The organism is Streptomyces sp. NPDC042002 (genome assembly GCF_055588305.1).
In genome coordinates this window covers 360,022-377,780 of sequence record NZ_JBVJCT010000002.1, presented here as the reverse complement: position 1 = coordinate 377,780, position 17,759 = coordinate 360,022, and the positions used below count along the sequence as shown (strand labels likewise).

16 protein-coding genes are annotated in these 17,759 nt (G+C 71.8%); 5 read left to right on the top strand and 11 right to left on the bottom strand.

Features of this window, described 5'->3' with window-relative positions:
* Positions 1-14: 14 nt before the first annotated feature.
* Entirely contained in the window at positions 15-926 is a 912-nt protein-coding gene (locus ACZ6KY_RS04380) for a YrhB domain-containing protein (protein WP_469308792.1), read from the top strand.
* Here the strand turns inward: ACZ6KY_RS04380 and ACZ6KY_RS04375 are convergent.
* On the bottom strand, positions 923-2,212 hold the full coding sequence (locus ACZ6KY_RS04375; protein WP_469308791.1) for an RNA-guided endonuclease InsQ/TnpB family protein: 1,290 nt from the start codon (positions 2,210-2,212) through the stop codon (positions 923-925). The genes ACZ6KY_RS04380 and ACZ6KY_RS04375 overlap by 4 nt on opposite strands.
* A 28-nt stretch (positions 2,213-2,240) precedes the next feature.
* Between ACZ6KY_RS04375 and ACZ6KY_RS04370 the strand changes: the two genes are divergently transcribed.
* The 3 genes from ACZ6KY_RS04370 to ACZ6KY_RS04360 all read left to right on the top strand — a co-directional run bounded on the left by ACZ6KY_RS04370 (position 2,241) and on the right by ACZ6KY_RS04360 (position 3,471).
* A complete protein-coding gene (locus tag ACZ6KY_RS04370) occupies positions 2,241-2,393 on the top strand; it encodes a YlcI/YnfO family protein (RefSeq protein WP_469308790.1) in 153 nt (50 codons plus the stop codon).
* Positions 2,394-2,914: 521 nt separating this feature from the next.
* Entirely contained in the window at positions 2,915-3,271 is a 357-nt protein-coding gene (locus tag ACZ6KY_RS04365; protein ID WP_469308976.1) for a PRC-barrel domain-containing protein, read from the top strand.
* Between the two features lie 26 nt (positions 3,272-3,297).
* Entirely contained in the window at positions 3,298-3,471 is a 174-nt protein-coding gene (locus ACZ6KY_RS04360; RefSeq protein WP_469308789.1) for a hypothetical protein, read from the top strand.
* A 187-nt stretch (positions 3,472-3,658) separates the two neighbouring features.
* On the opposite strand, the gene ACZ6KY_RS04355 is transcribed toward ACZ6KY_RS04360, so the two are convergent.
* Genes ACZ6KY_RS04355 through ACZ6KY_RS04345 form a run of 3 tightly spaced genes read right to left on the bottom strand, consistent with a single transcriptional unit; the run spans position 3,659 to position 7,199 of the window.
* Positions 3,659-5,161, bottom strand: coding sequence for a pyridoxal phosphate-dependent decarboxylase family protein (locus ACZ6KY_RS04355; RefSeq protein WP_469308788.1), 1,503 nt, complete (start codon positions 5,159-5,161; stop codon positions 3,659-3,661).
* Positions 5,161-6,525, bottom strand: coding sequence for an MFS transporter (locus ACZ6KY_RS04350; protein ID WP_469308787.1), 1,365 nt, complete (start codon positions 6,523-6,525; stop codon positions 5,161-5,163). The genes ACZ6KY_RS04355 and ACZ6KY_RS04350 overlap by 1 nt, the downstream gene beginning before the upstream one ends.
* Complete coding sequence (locus ACZ6KY_RS04345) at positions 6,522-7,199, bottom strand: TetR/AcrR family transcriptional regulator (RefSeq protein WP_469308786.1); 678 nt, start codon at positions 7,197-7,199, stop codon at positions 6,522-6,524. Before ACZ6KY_RS04345 ends, ACZ6KY_RS04350 begins: the two co-directional genes overlap by 4 nt.
* Positions 7,200-7,577: 378 nt before the next feature.
* Here ACZ6KY_RS04345 and ACZ6KY_RS04340 point away from each other — a divergent pair, with 378 nt between their 5' ends.
* Complete coding sequence (locus ACZ6KY_RS04340; protein WP_469308785.1) at positions 7,578-8,318, top strand: DUF4142 domain-containing protein; 741 nt, start codon at positions 7,578-7,580, stop codon at positions 8,316-8,318.
* A gap of 92 nt (positions 8,319-8,410) precedes the next feature.
* Here ACZ6KY_RS04340 and ACZ6KY_RS04335 read toward each other — a convergent pair whose 3' ends face one another.
* The 7 genes from ACZ6KY_RS04335 to ACZ6KY_RS04305 all read right to left on the bottom strand — a co-directional run bounded on the left by ACZ6KY_RS04335 (position 8,411) and on the right by ACZ6KY_RS04305 (position 17,609).
* Positions 8,411-9,064, bottom strand: a complete 654-nt coding sequence (locus tag ACZ6KY_RS04335; protein WP_469308784.1) for a nitroreductase family protein — start codon at positions 9,062-9,064, stop codon at positions 8,411-8,413.
* Positions 9,061-9,960 (bottom strand): UbiA prenyltransferase family protein, encoded by a 900-nt coding sequence (locus tag ACZ6KY_RS04330; RefSeq protein ID WP_469308783.1) that lies wholly within the window; start codon positions 9,958-9,960, stop codon positions 9,061-9,063. Before ACZ6KY_RS04330 ends, ACZ6KY_RS04335 begins: the two co-directional genes overlap by 4 nt.
* A gap of 99 nt (positions 9,961-10,059) precedes the next feature.
* Complete coding sequence (locus tag ACZ6KY_RS04325) at positions 10,060-11,043, bottom strand: ScbA/BarX family gamma-butyrolactone biosynthesis protein (protein WP_469308782.1); 984 nt, start codon at positions 11,041-11,043, stop codon at positions 10,060-10,062.
* An 11-nt stretch (positions 11,044-11,054) separates the two neighbouring features.
* A complete protein-coding gene (locus tag ACZ6KY_RS04320) occupies positions 11,055-11,999 on the bottom strand; it encodes a nucleoside-diphosphate kinase (protein ID WP_469308781.1) in 945 nt (314 codons plus the stop codon).
* Complete coding sequence (locus tag ACZ6KY_RS04315) at positions 11,996-13,117, bottom strand: SDR family oxidoreductase (protein WP_469308780.1); 1,122 nt, start codon at positions 13,115-13,117, stop codon at positions 11,996-11,998. Before ACZ6KY_RS04315 ends, ACZ6KY_RS04320 begins: the two co-directional genes overlap by 4 nt.
* Before the next feature lie 56 nt (positions 13,118-13,173).
* Entirely contained in the window at positions 13,174-14,847 is a 1,674-nt protein-coding gene (locus tag ACZ6KY_RS04310; protein ID WP_469308779.1) for a nucleotidyltransferase domain-containing protein, read from the bottom strand.
* Positions 14,844-17,609, bottom strand: coding sequence for a phosphoenolpyruvate synthase (locus tag ACZ6KY_RS04305; RefSeq protein WP_469308778.1), 2,766 nt, complete (start codon positions 17,607-17,609; stop codon positions 14,844-14,846). The genes ACZ6KY_RS04310 and ACZ6KY_RS04305 overlap by 4 nt, the downstream gene beginning before the upstream one ends.
* Positions 17,610-17,759: the final 150 nt, after the last annotated feature.

The window sequence follows — 17,759 nt, the reverse complement described above, 5'->3', positions numbered from 1 at the left end:
CTGATGCTGTCGGGATGATCGCCCGCGAGTTCGCCGTCCTGCTGGTCGAAGCACAGCTGGAGCGCGACTACCGCGCGGAGCTGACGGTGTACGGCAGTTCCGTCCGCGTGGCTGTCTCCCATGTCAGGGAACACTCGCTGGGCTGGATCGTCGCCTGGCAGTCCGAGGACTACGTGCGCACGCAGGACTCACGGCACGCCTTGGTCGGCAACGCCCCCTACCTGGTGGACAAGGAGGACGGCAGTCTGCACCGGATCCCGGTGGTGGACGCGATCACCGGGGCCTGGGAGAACGACTACCTCACACGTGTGAAGGGACAGCACCTGCCGGGCCCCGTCGACGCCCTGCACGAAGAGGTGCGCTCGATCGCCGATACGCGGGGCAGAGCCCACGCCCTGCGCCTGCTGCGCCGACGGGTCCCGTCCCTCAGCATCCGCGACGCGACGGCCTACGCGGACGCGTTGATGGCCGGCCTGAGCCCGCCGGCCGACCTCCTCGCGACGGCCGTCGAAGCACTCCCCCGTCCCCAGGAGCCTGTGGCGTTCGGCGTCCAGTCCGTCACCGGCCCCAACTCGCCTATGACAGCGCTCTTCCCGGCGCCCGCGTTGCCGGGCATCGCCACTCGTCGCCGTCGGCAGACCGCTCATCGGTGCGCAACGAGATTCGTGGGCGGGTTCCGCGAGCTGGCCGCCGACTGCGTCGATGCGCCGAGCATCCATGAGGCCATCACCTCAGAACCCCGCGCCCAGGAAGCGGAGTTGGTCGCGTACCTCCGGGCCGGCTCCGTTCTGGCCGTGTCCGGCTCGGCGGACTACGACGTGCTGCGCGGCGACGGAACCGCGATGTACGCAGTCTCCCTGCGGACCGACGGAACCTGGTTCTGGTCGTCCAGCCTGGCCTACTACTCGACATCCTCCCCCTCTTAAAAGAGGGGGATTCCAACCCAGTTGGGTTGAGGTTCACGGATACTCGAGCGGCTGGTGGCCGCTGTTATCCCTCCGGCACCGGCTGATCGCCGGGGGCGGGGGATCCCGCCCTGTCCTGCCGCGACGTTGATGGCTGCGTTGGTGTCCGCGTTGCAGGTGAAGCCGCAGGAGGAGCAGACGAACTCGGCTTGGCTCTTGCGCGAGTTCTTGTCGATCCATCCGCAGGCGGAGCAACGCAGGGAGGTGTAGGGGGCGGGGACGTCTTCGACCCGGCCGGGGGCCTTGTGTTCGGTGCGTTGGCGGAGCAGGCCCCAGCCCTGCGCGAGGATGGCCCGGTTCAGTCCGGCCTTCTGCCTGACCTGCCTGCCGGGCTGCTCGGTGGTTCCCTTGGCCGAGCGGGTCATGTTCTTGATGTTCAGCTTCTCGAACCGCACCAGACGGTAGGAGCGGGCGAGCATCGTCGAGGTCTTCTCGCACCAGTCCTTGCGCCGGTCGGCTTCCCGCGCTGTGAGCCTGGCCACCTTGGCGTATGCGGTGGTCTTCTGCTCGCTTGCCTTGGGGGCGCGTGCGGCACGCCGCTGGTGTTTACGGACCTGCGCGCGTTCCTTCACGGTGAGCTGCGGGCAGTTCAGCTTCCGCCCGTCGGAGAGGGCGGCCGTGATGGTCACGCCCCGGTCGATACCGATGACCTCGCCCGTACCGGGCGCGGCGACCGGTACGGGGATGACCGCGAACGCTATGTGCCACCGGCCGTTGCACAAGGTGACGCGGAAAGTCTTCGCCTGGGGCAGTTCGGGCCGGGTGAGGCGGAAGCGGACCCAGCCGCAGCCGGGCACCTTGACCCGAGCCCACCGGCGGTTCAGCCGGTGCACCACCACGGACCGGCCCATGACCTGCCTGCCGGTCTTCGCGTTCAGCTTGGCGCTGCCGTCCCCGGTCACCTCCGGCACCCGGTCGGTACCGATGACCCGAAAGCCCTCATGCACGAACTTCTTACGCCAGGTCGGCTCACCGAACCCGGAAGTAAAGCGGGCGCTCTTCGCCTTGGCGAAATCCTTCAACGCCTGCTGCTGAACATCCACGTTCCCACTGCCGAGCCACTCGCTCTCGCGCCGCGCCTCGGTGAGCTGCCGGCACTGCCCGGCGAAGCCCGGCGCGGCCTTGCGGCCCGGCTGCCAATGCGCATGCTGCTCGACGGCCAGGTTCCACACGTACCGGGCGTGCGCGCAGTGCAGCAACATCTGCTGCTCCTGCCGCGGCGTCGGGTACATGCGGAAACGTGACATGGGACCATTCTAGCTTCATTATGGTCCCATGAAACATGTGAACCTGAGACTCCCCGACGATCTGCATGAGCAGGCCAAGACCGCCGCCGAGGCCGACGACCGCTCCCTGAACTCATGGCTTGTATCGCTCGTACGCCGCGCCGTCGCGGATGGTGAACGCCGTTCCGTCCAGGGGGCGTAACGGCTGCCTCTGCCCCGCTACGCGGGAGCGGGCATTCACCCCGGCCCAAAGGACCGGGCACCCTGCCCGGAACCCCGGTGGAGACCTACCACTTGGCACTCGACGACCGCTTCCTCGCACACGCCGCCGCCTCGGACTGGCAACCACCCCGACTCGGCCTCGCCGAACTGCTCGCGCTGGAGGAAGCGAATCGTTGACGACGTCGCCCCCGTGCGAACCGGCTATCGGAACTCACGGAACGCGCACTCTCCGACGTCCACGCACGTCGGAGACTCAAGAGCTCGCTTCGTGCGGATGAGCGGAATGTTCGGTCGCCTCCGTCGCGGTGAGTGAGCCAGGGGCCCGTCGGTGTAGTCGAGGCCTGAGCAGGCCACAACGCAAGAGGCCTGATCATGTTCCGCAGGGCCGGCCGGACCCGCTACCGGACGCAGCATGATCCGCACATCGGCCGCCGATTTCCCGACGGGGCGACCAGGGCGTCAGGCCGGCGATCCGGGGTACCTGCCCTGTGGAGGTTCATGATGTTCGAGGCAGGTGACATCCGCGAATGGCGTGGTCACGACGTGGTCGATCCCGGTGGCCACAAGATCGGCACTCTGGAATCCGTCTACGTCGACACGGCGACCGACAGTCCTTCCTTCGCCACGGTGACCGTGGGCCTGCCCACACGCCGTCGCCTGGTGTTCGTACCCCTTGACGGCGCGACCGTCGGGCCCGGCTACCTGAAGGTCGTTCACGACAAGAACCTGGTGAAGAAGGCCCCCGCCATCGACACGGACGGCGTGCTGCCGGCCACGGACGAGCCGGGAGTCTTCGCACACTACGAACTCGAATACACACCGGGCGTCAAGGGCGAGCGCCGTCTCGCCCGTCGCTGATCCACCGAAAGCCGCCGGGAGAACCGATGACCCTGTTCCTGTTCCTGCTCCTTGCAGCCCTCGTCCTGGGCATCATCGGATTCGCCGCCCACGGACTGTTCTACCTGCTGATCATCGGCTGCCTCGTCCTGCTGGTCGATCTCGCCTACGCGGGCATGCGCTTCCGCCGCGGCGGACGAAAGCACCGCATGGCCCGGTGAGCCCGAGCGCCACGGTGCGCCCGGACGCCCGCACCCGGACCCACCCGATCCGGTCCCACCCGCCCGGACGTACCGGGGCGGAAGCGATCATGGCCGGGTACGTGATCGTCGTACCCGGCCACAGCCGTCGTGGTGGCCCTGGCGGCTCCTCGGCCGAAACCGTCACCGCTCACGACCGGAGCTGTCCTCAGCCCCCCAGGTACGGGCTGTAGAGCGCGGACAGGAAGCGGGTGACGATGACCTCGCGGGTCACCGCGGGGAGGGCGTCCAGGAGGCGGTTGACCGGGGCCATCCGGGCCGCGTCGTCGCCGGTCAGGTCGACGCCCGCGGCGGGGAGCAGGGCCGCGAAGGACGCGTTGTCGAGTTCGGTCAGGTCCACCTGCTGGAGCAGGTCGACGATGTCGGCGGGGGGCGTCGGGGGCCCGAGCGGACGGACGACGTCGACACATTCGCGCAGGACGGTGAGCAGTTCCCCGACGCCGTGCTCGCTGACCCCGGTGAGGGTCAGGTGCAGGTTGGCCGGGAGGCCGTCGAGGCTGAGCTGGGGCTGGAGGAAGAAGCCGCGGGCTCGGGTCTCGTCGGCGAGGGCGAAGAGGTCGAGCGGGGTCTCGGCCGTCGGGTCGCTGCCGATGGCGACGAGGGTGGCCTCGGGGGTGCCGAGCACGGTGAGGCCGTCGATCTCCTTCACGCCGCCGATCAGTCTGCGGGTCGCGGCCAGGGCGGCACGGCCGAGTTCGCGGTAGCCGTCGGCGCCGAGGGCCTGGAGCGTGGCCCACGCCCCGGCAAGGGGTCCGGCTCCCTTGCTGCTCTGGATCGTGGAGTTGACGACGCTGTATCCGGGCCAGGCGGCGCAGGCGTAGTAGGCGTTGAGGCGCAGGGCCTCGTCGCGGAACAGCAGCACGGAGGCGCCCTTGGGGGCGTAGCCGAACTTGTGCAGGTCGCAGGAGAGCGACGTGACGCCGGGGACGGAGAGGTCGAAGGCGGGGACGGGCGCACCGGCCTCGGCGAGCCACGGCAGCAGCCATCCTCCGACGCAGGCGTCGACGTGGCAGGGGATGCCCCGGGCGGCGGCGTCGGCGGCTATCTCCGCGACGGGGTCGATGACGCCGTGGGCGTAGGACGGGGCGGAGGCGACGACGAGGACCGTGTTCTCGTTGCAGAGCGCGGCCATCGCGGCCGGGTCCGCCCGGTAGGTCTCCGGGTCGACGGGTGCGCTGCGTACGGTGACCCGGAGGTAGCTGCCGGCCTTGTGGAAGGCGGCGTGGGCGGTGACCGGGACGACGATCTCCGGAGCGAGGACGTCCGGGCGGGCGTCCCGGGCGGCCTTCACCGCGAGAATGATCGACTCGGTTCCGCCGCTGGTGAAGATGCCCGGGGTGGCGTCGTCCCCGCCGAGGCGGGCGGCGGTCGCGCCGACGACCTGGCGTTCGAGGGCGACGATGCTGGGGAACGCGGTCGGGTCCAGACCGTTGACCTCCATCATCGTCAGGTAGGCCCGTTCGGCGGCTTCGCGTACCTCGGGTCGGCCGCTGTCGTAGACGTACGCGGTGGTGTGCCCGCCTCTGGTGGGCAGGTCGGCGGCGGTGAGGACGGCGAGTTCGGCGAGAAGGTCGGCGCCGGTGCGGCCGGTCTCGGGCAGGCCGCGGTGGGCAGCCGGGGCGGGGGCGGTGGCCTGCTGGGGAGTCGTCATCAGGTGGTTTCCGTTTCTTGCGCGGCGCGGCGGCGGCCGTAGGCGCGCAGGGCAGGCAGCGAGAGCAGCATGAGCAGGGCGGGGACGAGACTGAAGCCGAGAAGGATGCCGGTTCGCGCGGTGGCGGTCTGGGCGACCGGATGGTCCAGGGTCGAGGAGACGAAGCCGGTGGCGGCCAGGGCGATCGAGTACGCGCCGGGTCCGGCAGCGAGGCCGACGGTCTCACCGGCTGTCCACAGTCCGGTGAACGCGCCGGACTGGACCTGGCCGGTCCTGGCCTTGTCGGCGTGCACCGTGTCGGGCAGCAGGGCGAGCGGGAGGACCTGCAGGGCGGCGTAGCAGACGCCGAGCAGCCCGCAGAGCGCGAGCGTCGCGACGACCGCCGCGGTGCCGCCGCCACTGCCGGCGGCCGGGAACAGGGCCACCGCGCCGACGGCGTATCCGCAGGTCGCGACCGTGAGGCAGCGCAGCCGCCCCCAGCGTCCGGCGGCCTTGGCCCAGAGCGGGACGGCGACGGCGCTGGGTGCGACCAGGCAGACGAACAGCACCGAGGTCAGGCCGTAGCCGCCGAGGCGGTAGGTGGCGACGTACGGTGCGGCGGCGAGCATGATCGCGACGGCGGCGGCCTGGAGCACGAAGGAGGCGAGCAGCGCGAAGAACGCGCGGTTGCCGCGTGCGGTGCGGAAGGCCGCGACCAGGCCGAGGGGTTCGGGTCCTGGCCGTGAGCCCACCCAGCGGGTACCGAGGGCGGGCACCAGCAGGACGGCCGCGATGACCAGGCCCACGGTCAGGCCCATCGCTCCGTAGCCGGTACGGCCGCCACCCGCGACGCCGACCACGAGGGGGGCCGCGCCGCCCGCGACGAGGATGCCCAGGGTCAGGAAGACGATCCGCCAGACCATGATCCGGGTGCGGACGGCCGGAACGTTCGACATCTCGGCGGGCAGGGCGACGTACGGCACCTGGAACAGCGAGAAGGCGCTCGCGGCCAGAACGAACGTGACGGTCACCCAGACCGCCGCACCCGTGCCGGTCATCGGGGACAGGAACATCGCCGCGAAGGCCGCGGGAAGCGCGAGCCCACCGGCGAGGAGCAACCGGGTCCGGTGACCGGTGCGGACGGCCTCACGGTCGCTCGCCGCACCGACCAGGGGGTTGAACACGGCGTCCCAGGCCTTGGGCAGGGCGACCACGAGTCCGGCGATGCCGACGGGGACGCCGAGCGCGTCGGTCATGAAGTAGAGCAGGAGCAGGCCGGGGACGGTGGAGAAGATGCCGGTGCCGACCGAGCCGAGGCCGTAGACGAGGAGGCGGCGTCGGGTGAGTTCGTCGGTGGTGGCCGGGCGCACCAGGGCGGTCGTCATCCGCGCTCCTGGGCGCGCGGTTCCTGGGCACCCGGTTCCTGGGCGCCCAGCCCCAGATCGCGCAGGACGAGGGCGCGCAGGTGGGCGCGGAAGCGCGGGACCTCGGCGCGGATGCCCGAGCGGCAGAAGCCGTGGGTGCTCCACAGCACCGTCCAGACGGTCATCTCGATGTCGGCGGGCGCGGCGGACCCGGCCGGCAGCGCGGCCGGGACGACCTCACGCACCGTGTCACGGACGGATTCGATCAGCGGGCGCGCGTAGGCGGCCTCCAGATCCGCGAACTCGGCGGCGTCCGAGAGCCAGCGGCGCATCCACAGGGCCGGGATGTGCGGCTGGTCGAGACAGAAGTCGAGGTACCGGTCGACCAGGCCGGTGACGGCGGCGACCGGATCGGCGGGCGCGAGCGCCCGGAACGCGACCAGGGCGTCCGTCAGCACCCGCTGCTCGGCGAGGTGGGCACGGAGCATGACCTCCCGGTAGAGGTCCGGCTTCCCGCCGACGTGGTAGGCGACCGTGGCCATGTTCAGCCCGGCCTCGGCGGCGATCCGACGGGTGCTGGTGCCGTCGTAGCCGTGTTCGGCGAAGAGGGAGGTGGCCGCCGCGATGATGCGTTCACGACTGGCATCGGCGGGCGGTGGGGCGGGGGCCGGTGAGGCGGGTGGCGAGTCGGACATGGCGGGGACGATACGGCGCCCGAGGACGTCGATCAATCGATTGATGGAGAGAATTTCGCCGACCTCGCCCGACCACACCCGACGCCCCGCGGCCCCGCCGACCGCACCCGAATGTCCCGCGGTCCCGCCGACCTCGCCAGGTCCTCGCCTCCCCTCGACGGAACCGAGGCACCGCCCCGGCCACCGCCCCTTGGGCGCCCGCGCCCGCCACCGCACAGTCGCCTCACGGGCGGCACCAAGGAAAGCACCGCCCCCTGCCCCGCCCCTCCTGTGACGCACAACACAGGGCAGGGTGGAGTTTTTTACCCAGCGCGATGATCAATGGAGCGACGGCAGCCGTACCACCTGCGAAATCTCATCTTTACGGCAGGAGGCATCATGCCCGTCTCACGCAACTTGGCAGGAACGGTCTTCGTGGGCGGCGCGGTGGCCCTGACCCTCACGGCGCTCGCCTACCCCACCATGCTCGGCTTCCAGACCACGTCCAGCGCCCAGACCCGCGTCATCGCGAACACTCAGTGGGGCCCGCTCACCGAGGCGGACCGCGACTTCGTCGTCAAGGTCCGCGCGGCCGGGCTGTGGGAGTACCCCTTGGGCGAGATCGCGCTGAAGAAGGGCTCGACACCGGCGATGCGGGAGGCGGGCAAACACCTGATCGTGGGACACGCCCGCCTCGACGACCTGGACCGCAAGGTCGCCCTGCAACTGAACATCACTCTGCCGAACCAGGCGTCTCCGCAGCAGCAGCAGTTCGTGGCGACCTCCGTCGCCCAGAACGGCAAGCAGTTCGACACGACGGCCGCCAACATCCTGCGCGTCACCCACGGCAGCATCTTCCTGGTCATCGCCAAGGTTCGCGCCACCACGCAGAACACCCTCGTGCGCCAGCTCGCGAACCTCGCCAACGACACGGTCCTCGACCACATCACCATGATGGAGAAGACCGGCACCATCAACTTCGACCAGGTCCTCGCCCAGCAGAGCGCCCCGCCGACGCTCCCCAAGGACCAGCTCACGCCGCCCCCGCCGCAGCCGGGTGCCCCGCTCGTCGTCCTCACCCCGCGGCCCGACCTGAACGTGCACACCGACTCCCCGACCCCCAGCCCGGCGGTCGGCTGATCGGCCGGCGCGTGCGGTGTGCGCCCGGCACGCGGCACGCCGGGCGGAGCGCCGCCAGGGCAACCGGATGATCCTCGCTCCGCTCTTCGCCTTCACGCAGGTCGGGCGCCCTGCCAGCCGTCGTGGTGCAGGACCTGTTCCAGGGGCAGCCGCGGTCCCGGACGGAACGCGCCGCGCAACGGGTGGGCCGTCGGCAGCAGCGCGCCCTGCCGGACGGTGGGCGGCAGACCCAGCAGGTCGGCCACCTCCCGCTCACGGTCCAGATGGACCGCCGTCCACGCGGTGACCAGTCCACGGCTGCGGGCGGCCAGCGCAAAGCTCCAGGCGGCGGGCAGCAACGACGCCCACAGACCGGCCTGGTTGCCCGTCGGCAGCCGGCCGTCGGCCACTTCGAGACAGGGGATGACCAGGACCGGCACCCGGTGCAGCCGGTCGGCCAGCACACGGGCGGCGGTGAGCACGGAGCGCGGAGCGTCGGGCTGCTCGGCCAGCCGTTCCAATGCGGCGGAGTTGCGGTCGTAGAACGCGGCTCGGTACACCTCGGCGACGGCCGCGCGGATCCGCGGGTCGGTGAGCAGGATCCAGCGCCAGTTCTGCCGGTTGTTGCCGTTGGGCGCCTGCAGGGCGATGCGCAGACAGTCCTCGACCAGGTCCGGGTCAACCGCCCGGTCCAGGTCAAGACCGAGCCGCACGCATCGCGTGGTGGTCAGCAACTCCTCGCAGGACAAGGGAAGTTCGTCGGTCATGGCAGCAGCACCGCCCGGACGACCAGTGCGAGGTAGGTGGCCACGACGAAGCCCGTCGCTGCGGTCATCGGCCACCCGCCGCGTCCGGCGGCCAGGAACCGACGGGTGGCCAGGGCCGGCAGTACGGCCGCCAGGCAGGGCAGCAGCCCGAGCGGGCCATGCGGCGCGAACAGCAGTACCTGGCAGCCGACCGCCCCGGCCGCGAAACCCGCGGTGACCACGGCGGCGCGGCGCGGACCGAGGCCGGCCGAGTACAGGCGGGCACCGGGTGGTGCCTCCCAGGCCGTCTTGCGGGCGAACTCGAAGTGCAGGAAGACGCAGGCGCACAGGGCGAGCAGTGCGGCACCGCGCCAGTCCGCGGTGACGGTCCCCGCGGCGACGAGCGAGCCGTAGACATAGCCGCCGAGCAGCAGTTGCACCGGATAGGTGACCGCGAGGTTGAGCAGCTGCCGGTCGCGTACCGCGGGCGACAGGCTTTCCAGTACGGCGAGGAACAGCCCGTATCCGAAGGCCGCGAGGATCAGCAGGGCGTCAGTGGCCGACCGGGCCGCGTTCAGGCCCGTCACCACCACGGTGATCGCCACCATCGCGACGCGCAGTTCGGTCGCGGTGATGGCTCCGGTGACGAGCGGCCGGTCCGGGTGGTGGACACGGTCGTGGGCGAGATCCTTCTGCTCGTCCAGCATCCGCAGGAACAGCAGCGCCAGTACGACGCTGACGACCCGCACCCAGGTGGCGCCGGACGGACGCCAGGCAGTGCCGGTCGCGGCCACCGCCGAGCCCTCCAGCGCGAGGACCCACAGCAGTCCGTAGGTGACGTAGATCTGCGGCCGGAACATGCGCAGCACGAACCGGCCCAGCCTGGCGGGCACTTGTGGGACGGCGACGGTGGTCACTGCGGGGACCTTCCGTTCGGATGCGTGTCGAGTGGGTGGGTGCGCGTCGAGTGCGTATCGGGTGGGTGGCGAGTGCGTGTCGGGTGGGTGCGGCCGGGTTCATGCGGCCGCGTGGGCCGTCGGGGCCGCGAGGGCACGCGCCGGTCCGGTGGTGTCCGGGTCGGCGAGCCTGATCCGGGCCTCGGCGGCCAGCGCGCCGGGCTGGCGCAGGGTGCACTCGATGTCGGCGCCGGGCAGGACCGGAGCGGTCCGGCACTCCAGCGGCAGGTCCATCTCGGCGAAGCGGCGGAACCGCGCGGCCAGGGACACCGGCAACGCGTCGGCCGTACGGACGGTGCCGGCGGCCATGGCCGCGCGCAGGGCGAGTTGGCGGAAGGCCTCCAGCTCCAGCATGCCGGGCACGTGGTCCACCCAGTGGTCGTACAGGGTCGGGTGCGTGGTCTCGGCGAACAGGCGCGCCGTGTGAGTGCCGTCGTTCGCGGCGCGCGGCGGGGAGATGACCGTGTTGGCCGGGGCCCGCCGGCCGACGAGGGCGGGGTCGACGTGTGGTCCGCGCAGGGCGACGGGCACGGCGGGCAGGCCGAGCGCGCCGCGCTGTCCGGCGCGCAGGCTCGTCCAGTCCTCGGGCGGCATCCAGGAGTAGTCGATGCGGGCCAGCAGGATCTCGCGTGCGCCGATGGTCACGGTGAAGCGCAGCCGCAGGCCCCTCACTCCGGCACGGGTGCGCGACCGCCGCTCGACCCGGGTGGCGATGACCGCTTCGGTGGGGCGGTCGCCGCGGGTCAGGACCACCGGGTCCGGCACCTCGAACTCGACCGCTCGCAGCAGGAACTTGTGCTCCGCCGGGACGCCGAGGCAGTGGTGGGCCACCACGAAGATGCCCTGTCTGCACGCCTCAAGGAGCAGGAAGGGATCGACGCGGTTGCCGGGGCCGAGGGTGTCGTCGTAGAAGGCGTGGCGGCGGGGGAAGCGGGCCGCCAGCAGCGTCTCGTCCTCGCCGTGGCGCTCGGCGTCGGTCAGGAAGACCTCCGCGACGGCGGAGCGGTGCACCAGTTCCTTGGGCAGTGGCCGGGTGAACTGCATGGGCACGCTCCTCAGTTCGCGGTGGCGCGGACGGTGTCCAGGTGCCGGCGCCAGGTGTCCGCGTCGGCTCCGCCCAGCACGGGCGCGCGGCCGGGCTGCCGCATGGGGAGCACCTTTGAGCCGACGACGACGGTGTCCCACGGGTCGAGGCCGATCCCGCGTTCCCACGCGGTCTCCAGCAGCCCGCGCGGGGCGGCGGCCGGGTCGGCACCGCCGTGCCGGGACACCGCGTCGCGCAGCCGTGTCACGGCGGGGTCGAAGTCGAGGTCGCGGGGCTTGGTGGCGGCGTACAGCCGGCCGGTCAGCTCCAGGGCGTCCGCGGTGCGGTCCTCGTCGGCGAGGGCGGAGCGGAAGAGGCGGTCGCGCGCGGCGTCGTCGAAGTGGACGGCCAACTCGCGCAGGACGTCGGCGGGTTCGTCGGGGGTGTGCGCCAGGTTCAGCAAGTAGCTGTAGCGGCCGAGGAGATGGCGGAGCTGCCCGGGCCGGCGGGCGTCAGGGTCGGTGGGCCCCTTGAGCCGGGTGAGTTCGACCGAGGCGGGCACGTCCAGGTCGTGGTCGGGTCGGACGAGCAGGACGAGGGCGTCGGCGTCCTCCAGGAAGAGCGCGGCCAGCCGCCTGCGGTAGGGGGTGGCGAGGTTCCACTGGAAGTACCACAGGGAGCGGATCATGGTGCGGGTCAGCCGGGTGACCTCCGCGCCGACGATCCTGAAGCCCTGCCCGGTCAGCCAGTCCACGGCCGCTTCCAGCCTGCGGGTGACGACGGCGTCCGGCTTGAGCAGCAGCGCGGCGTGCCGGTGCGCGAAGCCGGTGATGTCGTCGGTGAGGGCGGCGAGTTGTTCGTACCCCTCCTGGTAGTAGGTGTCGGCGCCGTACAGCCGTTGCTTGTCGGGGTGGCAGGTCAGCAGGGGGGACACGGGTATGCCGTGCGGGGGCTCGGTGGGGTGGGCGGGGGTCATCGGTGGGTGCTCCCGTCGGGTCGGGTGGCGGCCGGCTCCTTGCGCGGGGGCGGGCCGAGGTAGCCGGTCGCGAGGCAGTGGTCGAGGAGGCGGCGAAGGTAGGGCCGTGCGCCGGACGGCGCCGGACGGTGGCCGAAGGCCTCGGCGTGCGTGGCGTCGAAGCGGACGCGGCGCCGGAAGTAGGGGGCGTACAGGGCGACGACCCGGTCGTAGTAGGGGCGTTCGCGGTCGGGCAGTGCCGTGGCGGAGAACGCGGACGGGGGGACGAACCGCGGCACGTGGAAGGCCGGGTACTCGGCGAGGACGTCGGACATGTCCCGCAGGGTCAGTTCGTGGCCGACGGCGTGCAGGGTGCGGCCCTCGGCGTGCTGGAATCGGGTGGCGGCCGCGGTCACCAGGTCGGCGACACGGTCGACGGGGACCAGGTCGAGGACGGCGTCGTGGTGGCCTGGCACGGTCCTCACCAGGCCCCTGGTGAGGACCCGGAGCACGGGGTAGACGGTCTTGAGGTCGCGGACGCGGCCGGTGCGGGTGGCGCCGGTGACGATGCTCGGGCGGACCACGGTCACGGGCAGGCCGTCCGCCGCGGCCTTGCGGACCAGCGTCTCGGCGGCCAGTTTGCTCTTCTCGTAGTCGTTGCCGGGACGTTGCCCGAGGTCGAGTTCGTCCTCGTGGGCGATCCCGTCGCGGTCCCCGCACACGTAGGCGGTGCTGACGTGCACCAGTGGCGTACGGCCCGTCAGGGCGAGGTCCAGGATGTGCCGGGTGCCCTCGATGTTGACGCGTTCGTACCGGTCTCCCGGCAGGCCGAAGTCGGTGACGGCGGCGCAGTGCACGATCCGGTCGGCGGTGGCGGCGAGCCGCCGGTCGTCGTCACTCAGCCCGAGGCCGGGGCGGGTGATGTCGCCGGTGATCCGGGTGAGGGTGCCCGGACCGGCGGTGACTCTTCTGCCGTTGTTGCGGACGAGGTCGCCGTTGCGGTGCAGCAGCGTCAGCACGGTGTGGCCCGCGGCGGTGAGCCGGGCGGTCACCTCGGCGCCCACGAGGCCGCTGGCGCCGGTCACCAGCACCGTCATCGGATCGGACGTGATCGGATCGGGGATCATCGGATCGGGCATCGGGGAGTCCTCCGCGCGGAGCGTGGGGTGGGGTGGTGTCCGGGAGCCAGGTGCCGTCACGGGGCCTGGTGGGGCTGGGCCCCGTCGCCTGCCAGCAGGTCGCGGGCCTCTTCGATGGGCAGCTCCGCGCCCAGATGGGCGCCGATGCGCAGCCAGTCGTGCCCCAGTCGCAGCGTCGCCCGCCAGGTGTCCGCGGAGTCGAAGGAGAGCGGGAAGGAGTCGGCGCCCACGGCCCCGCGTACCAGGGCGATGAAGAATCGCAGCTCCCCGAGGAGAGCGTCGCCGTCCTTCGCCGAGTCCACACCGAGCCGCAGCAGTTCCCCGGCGCGCACCCCGATCGGCCGAGTGGCGGGCGGCAGCAGGTCCATACGGCGAACGAGGTCGGAGTCGGCGGGCAGCGGGTTGACGCCGTGGGCGCTGGCCAGTCCGCGCAGCGCGGCGTGCACGGCTCGCCGCGCGGTGAGTTCGGCGACCCGCCACTGACCGCGTTGCAGGGCCCCGGTCAGATCCTCGACGGCGTTCTCAACGACCACGTTGGACCACACCAGGGCCATGGCCGCGGCGGCGAACCGGTCGGCCGGCACGGGCATCAGGTCGACGGCGCGAGGTCGGTGGACGGCCGCGCCGCTCACCGACAGCAGCGGCTGCGCCGTGGAGGGTGGCGGGGTTACGGGGCCGGGCGGGGCGGCGAGCGGCAGCGAGGGGGTGACGGTGCCGCCGCCCTTCCAGGCGAGGCGGATGAGTCCGTAGCGCAGGAAGACGGCGAGCAGGGGGCCGGGGTCGCTCACGCCGGTGCCGGCGGCCTGGGCCAGCACGCGGGGCAGCGGCCTGCCCAGGACGAGGGAGCGCCAGACGGTTCCGGCGTCGTCGCCGAGGGCGAACACATCGCGTCGGCCGCGGATGACGTGGACCCGCTCGCCGGTCTGCCAGGTGGTCACCCCGGCCACGCGTCGGACGGTCAGCCGCTCGGGCTGCCGGGGGACGGCGGTGAGTCCGAGATCCTCGGCGAAGTCGAGGCAGGCGGCCAGGTGGGCTTGGGCGGTGTCGGTGTCGGTGTCGGTGTCGGTGTCGGTGTCGCCAGGGTGGAGCGCGGCCGCTTCCAGCTCCCAGTAGCGGTCGCGTATGTCCGCCCGGCCGGCCCGGTCCAGCTGCATGGACAGCCACTTGGGTTCGAGATAGGTCTCGCCCAGTCCGGCGGCCCATGACTTGACGCTCTGGACGAGTGCGGCGCGGGTCCAGTCGACGGCCTCGTCGCTCTCGCCGAGGCACAGCAGCGCCATCGCGTGCCGCAGGGACTGACGGGCACGGTGCGCCCACCAGTCGGCGGTGATCCGGCGGAACCGCTCCGCCGGCAGCATCGCCTTCACCTCCTCGACCAGGGCGTGGCCGCGCAGCGGGTGGCTGTGCAGCACTCGCTGGCAGCGGTTGAGGAGATCCTCGGAGAGCCGGCCGGGCCGCTCGGCTCCCTGCTCCACGGCCCTCAACTGGTCGGCGAGTTGGCGCACCGACCGGGTGCGGATCTCCACCCGTCGGCCGTCCACGAACAGCAGGGACGGCATGGTCGGCAGGTCGTCGTCGGAGCGGCCGATGAGCAGGAAGTCGATGTCGGAGGAGGGGTTGCCGAATCCCTCGGCGATGGATCCCTCCAGGGTCACGGCCCAGTCGCCGGGGGGCAGTTCGGCGAGGGACTTGTCGAGCAGGTCCTGCAGCCGGTCCTCGCTGAGGATCACTGACGGGTCTCCGTTCGGGGGCTGTCCGGGGCGGCGGTCGTGCTGTCGCCGGGCGGGTCGGCCAGGACGGTGACCGTCCCGGCGGCCCCGTCGACCCGCAGCCGGGCGCCGGTGCGGATCTCGGTGGTGGCGCCCTTGACCTGGACCACGGTGGGAATGCCCAACTCCCTGGCGACGACGGCGACATGAGTGAGCGGGCTGCCGCGTTCGATGACGAGGGCGGCGGCCGAGGACAGCGCGGTCGCCCATCCCGGGTCGGTGCGGTAGGTGAGCAGGATGCCGCCGCCGATGTCGCGCGGGGTGTCGGTGACGACCGCAAGTCCTTCGGCGACGCCGGGGCAGCAGGGGACGCCGGTCAGCTCGCGGGCACCGCTGCGGGCGGCCGGGCCGCCGGTCCAGCCGGCCCGTTCCAGGTTGCCCGACCAGTAGGGGGCGCCGCGGGTGGTGAAGCGGGACGGGGCGTGCAGCTTGGTGTCGGCGGCGAGTTGCCTGCGGCGCAGCGCCACCAGGTCCCGCAGTTCGGTGTGGGCGATCATGCCCTCGTAGGCGCCCCGGATCTCCTCAAGGCGCAGCAGGAACACGTCGTCCCAGGCGTCGATGGCACCGGCGCGGGCGAGATCGCGGCCCAGCGCGCGCAGCATGCGCTTGGCCGCTCCGAAGGCGCGGGTACGGCAGAACCTCAGCCGTTCCCGGTCGGCGAGCGCCGCGCGGGCCTTGCCCCGCACCCGTTCGTACAACAGGCGGCGCGGGCGGCTCAGTTGCTCGTCGAGGTAGGCGTCCGCCTCGCCGCCGCGGTCCGGCGCGCGACTGTCGCCGGTCTCCGTCAGCGCGTCGCGCAGCAGGGCGAAGACCCCTGCCGGGTTCTCGTGCAGATCGGGGACCTCCAGCTTGAGTTCGTCGGGACTGCGGTAGCCGTAGTCGGCGATGTAGGCGTCGACGGCGGTCAGGAACCGGGTGTGGCCGCCGTCGCGCAGGGCCCTGCGGAGGTCGGAGTCGGGGGCGTGTTCCAGCAGGTGCAGGATCCCGGCGTCGGCGCGCGCTTGAACGGCCAGCTCACGCAGCGCCCACACCGGTTCGGCGGACTCCACGGCTTCGCCGGGGGCTGCCGCGGCCCAGGTGAACCACTCGGGCGCCGCCGGTAGCCATCTGCGGGTGAGCAGGGCGAGCAGCCCCACGGAGAGCAGGATGGTCGCGTCCAGGGTCTGCATCGGGCCCCATTTCTCGATGAGTTCCCGTTGCAGGCGCCGGAATCGGCGGTAGGTCTCGTCTCCTGGCAGTGCGTCGTAGTCGACATCGTTGAATACCGTGTACGCCCGATAGAAATCTCGGTGAAACGTCTCCACGGATTTCCGGATGGTGAGGAATCTCGCGGCGAAGATCGTCGTACGTGTCAGGCGTGCGATCCGGCCGCGCGGTCCGGGCCGGGGCGTGAACGGATGGAGCGTGTCGGCGACTTCGTCGGAAATGCTCTCGGCGACACCCAGGGATTTCTCCAGGACGCGCCGGTTGAGCGGGTACAGCGGGGCGAGGCGCACCATGCGGTACCAGTGGAACAGGTTGTAGTAGACCCGTCCGTGGACATAGCCGAGCAGGTGCGGGGTCCACTCCCGCACCTCGCGCAGTTGCTCGCCGCGGACGCCCAGGGCGCGGGCGTAACTGTCGTATACCTTCGCGTAGGTGTCGGCGGCGAAGCTGTAGGTGAGCGGGGACACGACACCGCTGAAGCTTTCGATGATGTTGGAGTTGTCCCAGATCCGCAGGTCTCCCCCGGGTTCCGGCGTGAGGCCGGCGGCCGGTCCGAGGGTGGTGACCGGTCGGCTCTGCAGGATCCACAGGGTGCCCTCGGCGATGGCCCATTCGATGTCCTGGGGGGCGCCGTAGTGTGCGGTGACGCGGACCCCGGTCTCGTGCAGCCGGGCGAGGTCGGCGCCGGTCAGGGCCGGTGCGGCACGGTCCGCGTCGGCGACGGGTGACACCCGGCAGCCGGCTCCGGATCCGGCGTCGTAGCGCTCCTGTTTGTCGCCGATCACCGTGGTCAGCGGCTCGCCGGTGGTGGCGTCGAGGACGATCGTGTCGGCGTCGACCGCGCCCGAGACCAGCCCCTCCCCCAGCCCGTGTACGGCGCTGACGACATGCCGGTCGGTGCGTCCGGTCGTGGGGTCGGCCGTGAACAGCACGCCGCTGCGCTCGGCGGCCACCATGCGCTGCACGACGACGGCGACGCCACCGGCGTCGGGCGGCAGCCGGTGCCGCGCGCGGTAGCGCAGGGAGCGTTCGGAGAACGCGGAGGCCCAGCAGCGGCGGACGTGGGCGACGACCTCGCCGAGGCCGCGGACATTGAGGAAGCTGTCGAACTGGCCGGCGAAGGAGTGGCGTGCGCCGTCCTCCCGCGCGCCGGACGAGCGGACGGCCACCGCGCCGCCGCCGGCCAGCCCGTAGGCCAGTCCGATGGCGTCGGTGACACGGTCGTCGAGCGGCGCGGCCTCGATCAGGCGGCCGATCTCCGCCGCGATCCGGCCGGGGTCCGACTCCCAGCCGTCGGCGAGCAGCCGTGCCAGGCGCTCGTCGAGTCCGCCGCCGCGGCAGAATTCCGCGAATACGTCCAGACCGATGATCGACCAGCGCGGTACTTGAAATCCGGACGCGGTCAGGGTGTACAGGTTCTTCCCTTTTCCACCGGCCCATTCGGTGGTAAGGGATGCGTCACTGGACGGCGTGAGAACGTGCAGGGACCGGTGTTCGGATCCCGTGGTGGGCGACAACGCGTTTCCCCTCCAAGGGTGTTACTCGACCTTGCCCGAATGTTGCACAGCGAAGCCGGTCAAAAAACTCCGGCGGGCCTCCGTAGGCGCTTTTCGGTCGTCGTAGGCTTTTCAAATTCCCCTCCGTACGCCGCTGTTGAGAACGAGCGC

What these genes read in the sequence shown, in the direction of transcription:
- ACZ6KY_RS04380 (WP_469308792.1), top strand. Translation starts at nt 15, where the DNA reads ATGATCGCCCGCGAGTTCGCCGTCCTGCTGGTCGAAGCACAGCTGGAG.
- ACZ6KY_RS04375 (WP_469308791.1), bottom strand. Translation starts at nt 2,212, where the DNA reads ATGTCACGTTTCCGCATGTACCCGACGCCGCGGCAGGAGCAGCAGATG.
- ACZ6KY_RS04370 (WP_469308790.1), top strand. Translation starts at nt 2,241, where the DNA reads ATGAAACATGTGAACCTGAGACTCCCCGACGATCTGCATGAGCAGGCC.
- ACZ6KY_RS04365 (WP_469308976.1), top strand. Translation starts at nt 2,915, where the DNA reads ATGTTCGAGGCAGGTGACATCCGCGAATGGCGTGGTCACGACGTGGTC.
- ACZ6KY_RS04360 (WP_469308789.1), top strand. Translation starts at nt 3,298, where the DNA reads ATGACCCTGTTCCTGTTCCTGCTCCTTGCAGCCCTCGTCCTGGGCATC.
- ACZ6KY_RS04355 (WP_469308788.1), bottom strand. Translation starts at nt 5,161, where the DNA reads ATGACGACTCCCCAGCAGGCCACCGCCCCCGCCCCGGCTGCCCACCGC.
- ACZ6KY_RS04350 (WP_469308787.1), bottom strand. Translation starts at nt 6,525, where the DNA reads ATGACGACCGCCCTGGTGCGCCCGGCCACCACCGACGAACTCACCCGA.
- ACZ6KY_RS04345 (WP_469308786.1), bottom strand. Translation starts at nt 7,199, where the DNA reads ATGTCCGACTCGCCACCCGCCTCACCGGCCCCCGCCCCACCGCCCGCC.
- ACZ6KY_RS04340 (WP_469308785.1), top strand. Translation starts at nt 7,578, where the DNA reads ATGCCCGTCTCACGCAACTTGGCAGGAACGGTCTTCGTGGGCGGCGCG.
- ACZ6KY_RS04335 (WP_469308784.1), bottom strand. Translation starts at nt 9,064, where the DNA reads ATGACCGACGAACTTCCCTTGTCCTGCGAGGAGTTGCTGACCACCACG.
- ACZ6KY_RS04325 (WP_469308782.1), bottom strand. Translation starts at nt 11,043, where the DNA reads ATGCAGTTCACCCGGCCACTGCCCAAGGAACTGGTGCACCGCTCCGCC.
- ACZ6KY_RS04320 (WP_469308781.1), bottom strand. Translation starts at nt 11,999, where the DNA reads ATGACCCCCGCCCACCCCACCGAGCCCCCGCACGGCATACCCGTGTCC.
- ACZ6KY_RS04315 (WP_469308780.1), bottom strand. Translation starts at nt 13,117, where the DNA reads ATGCCCGATCCGATGATCCCCGATCCGATCACGTCCGATCCGATGACG.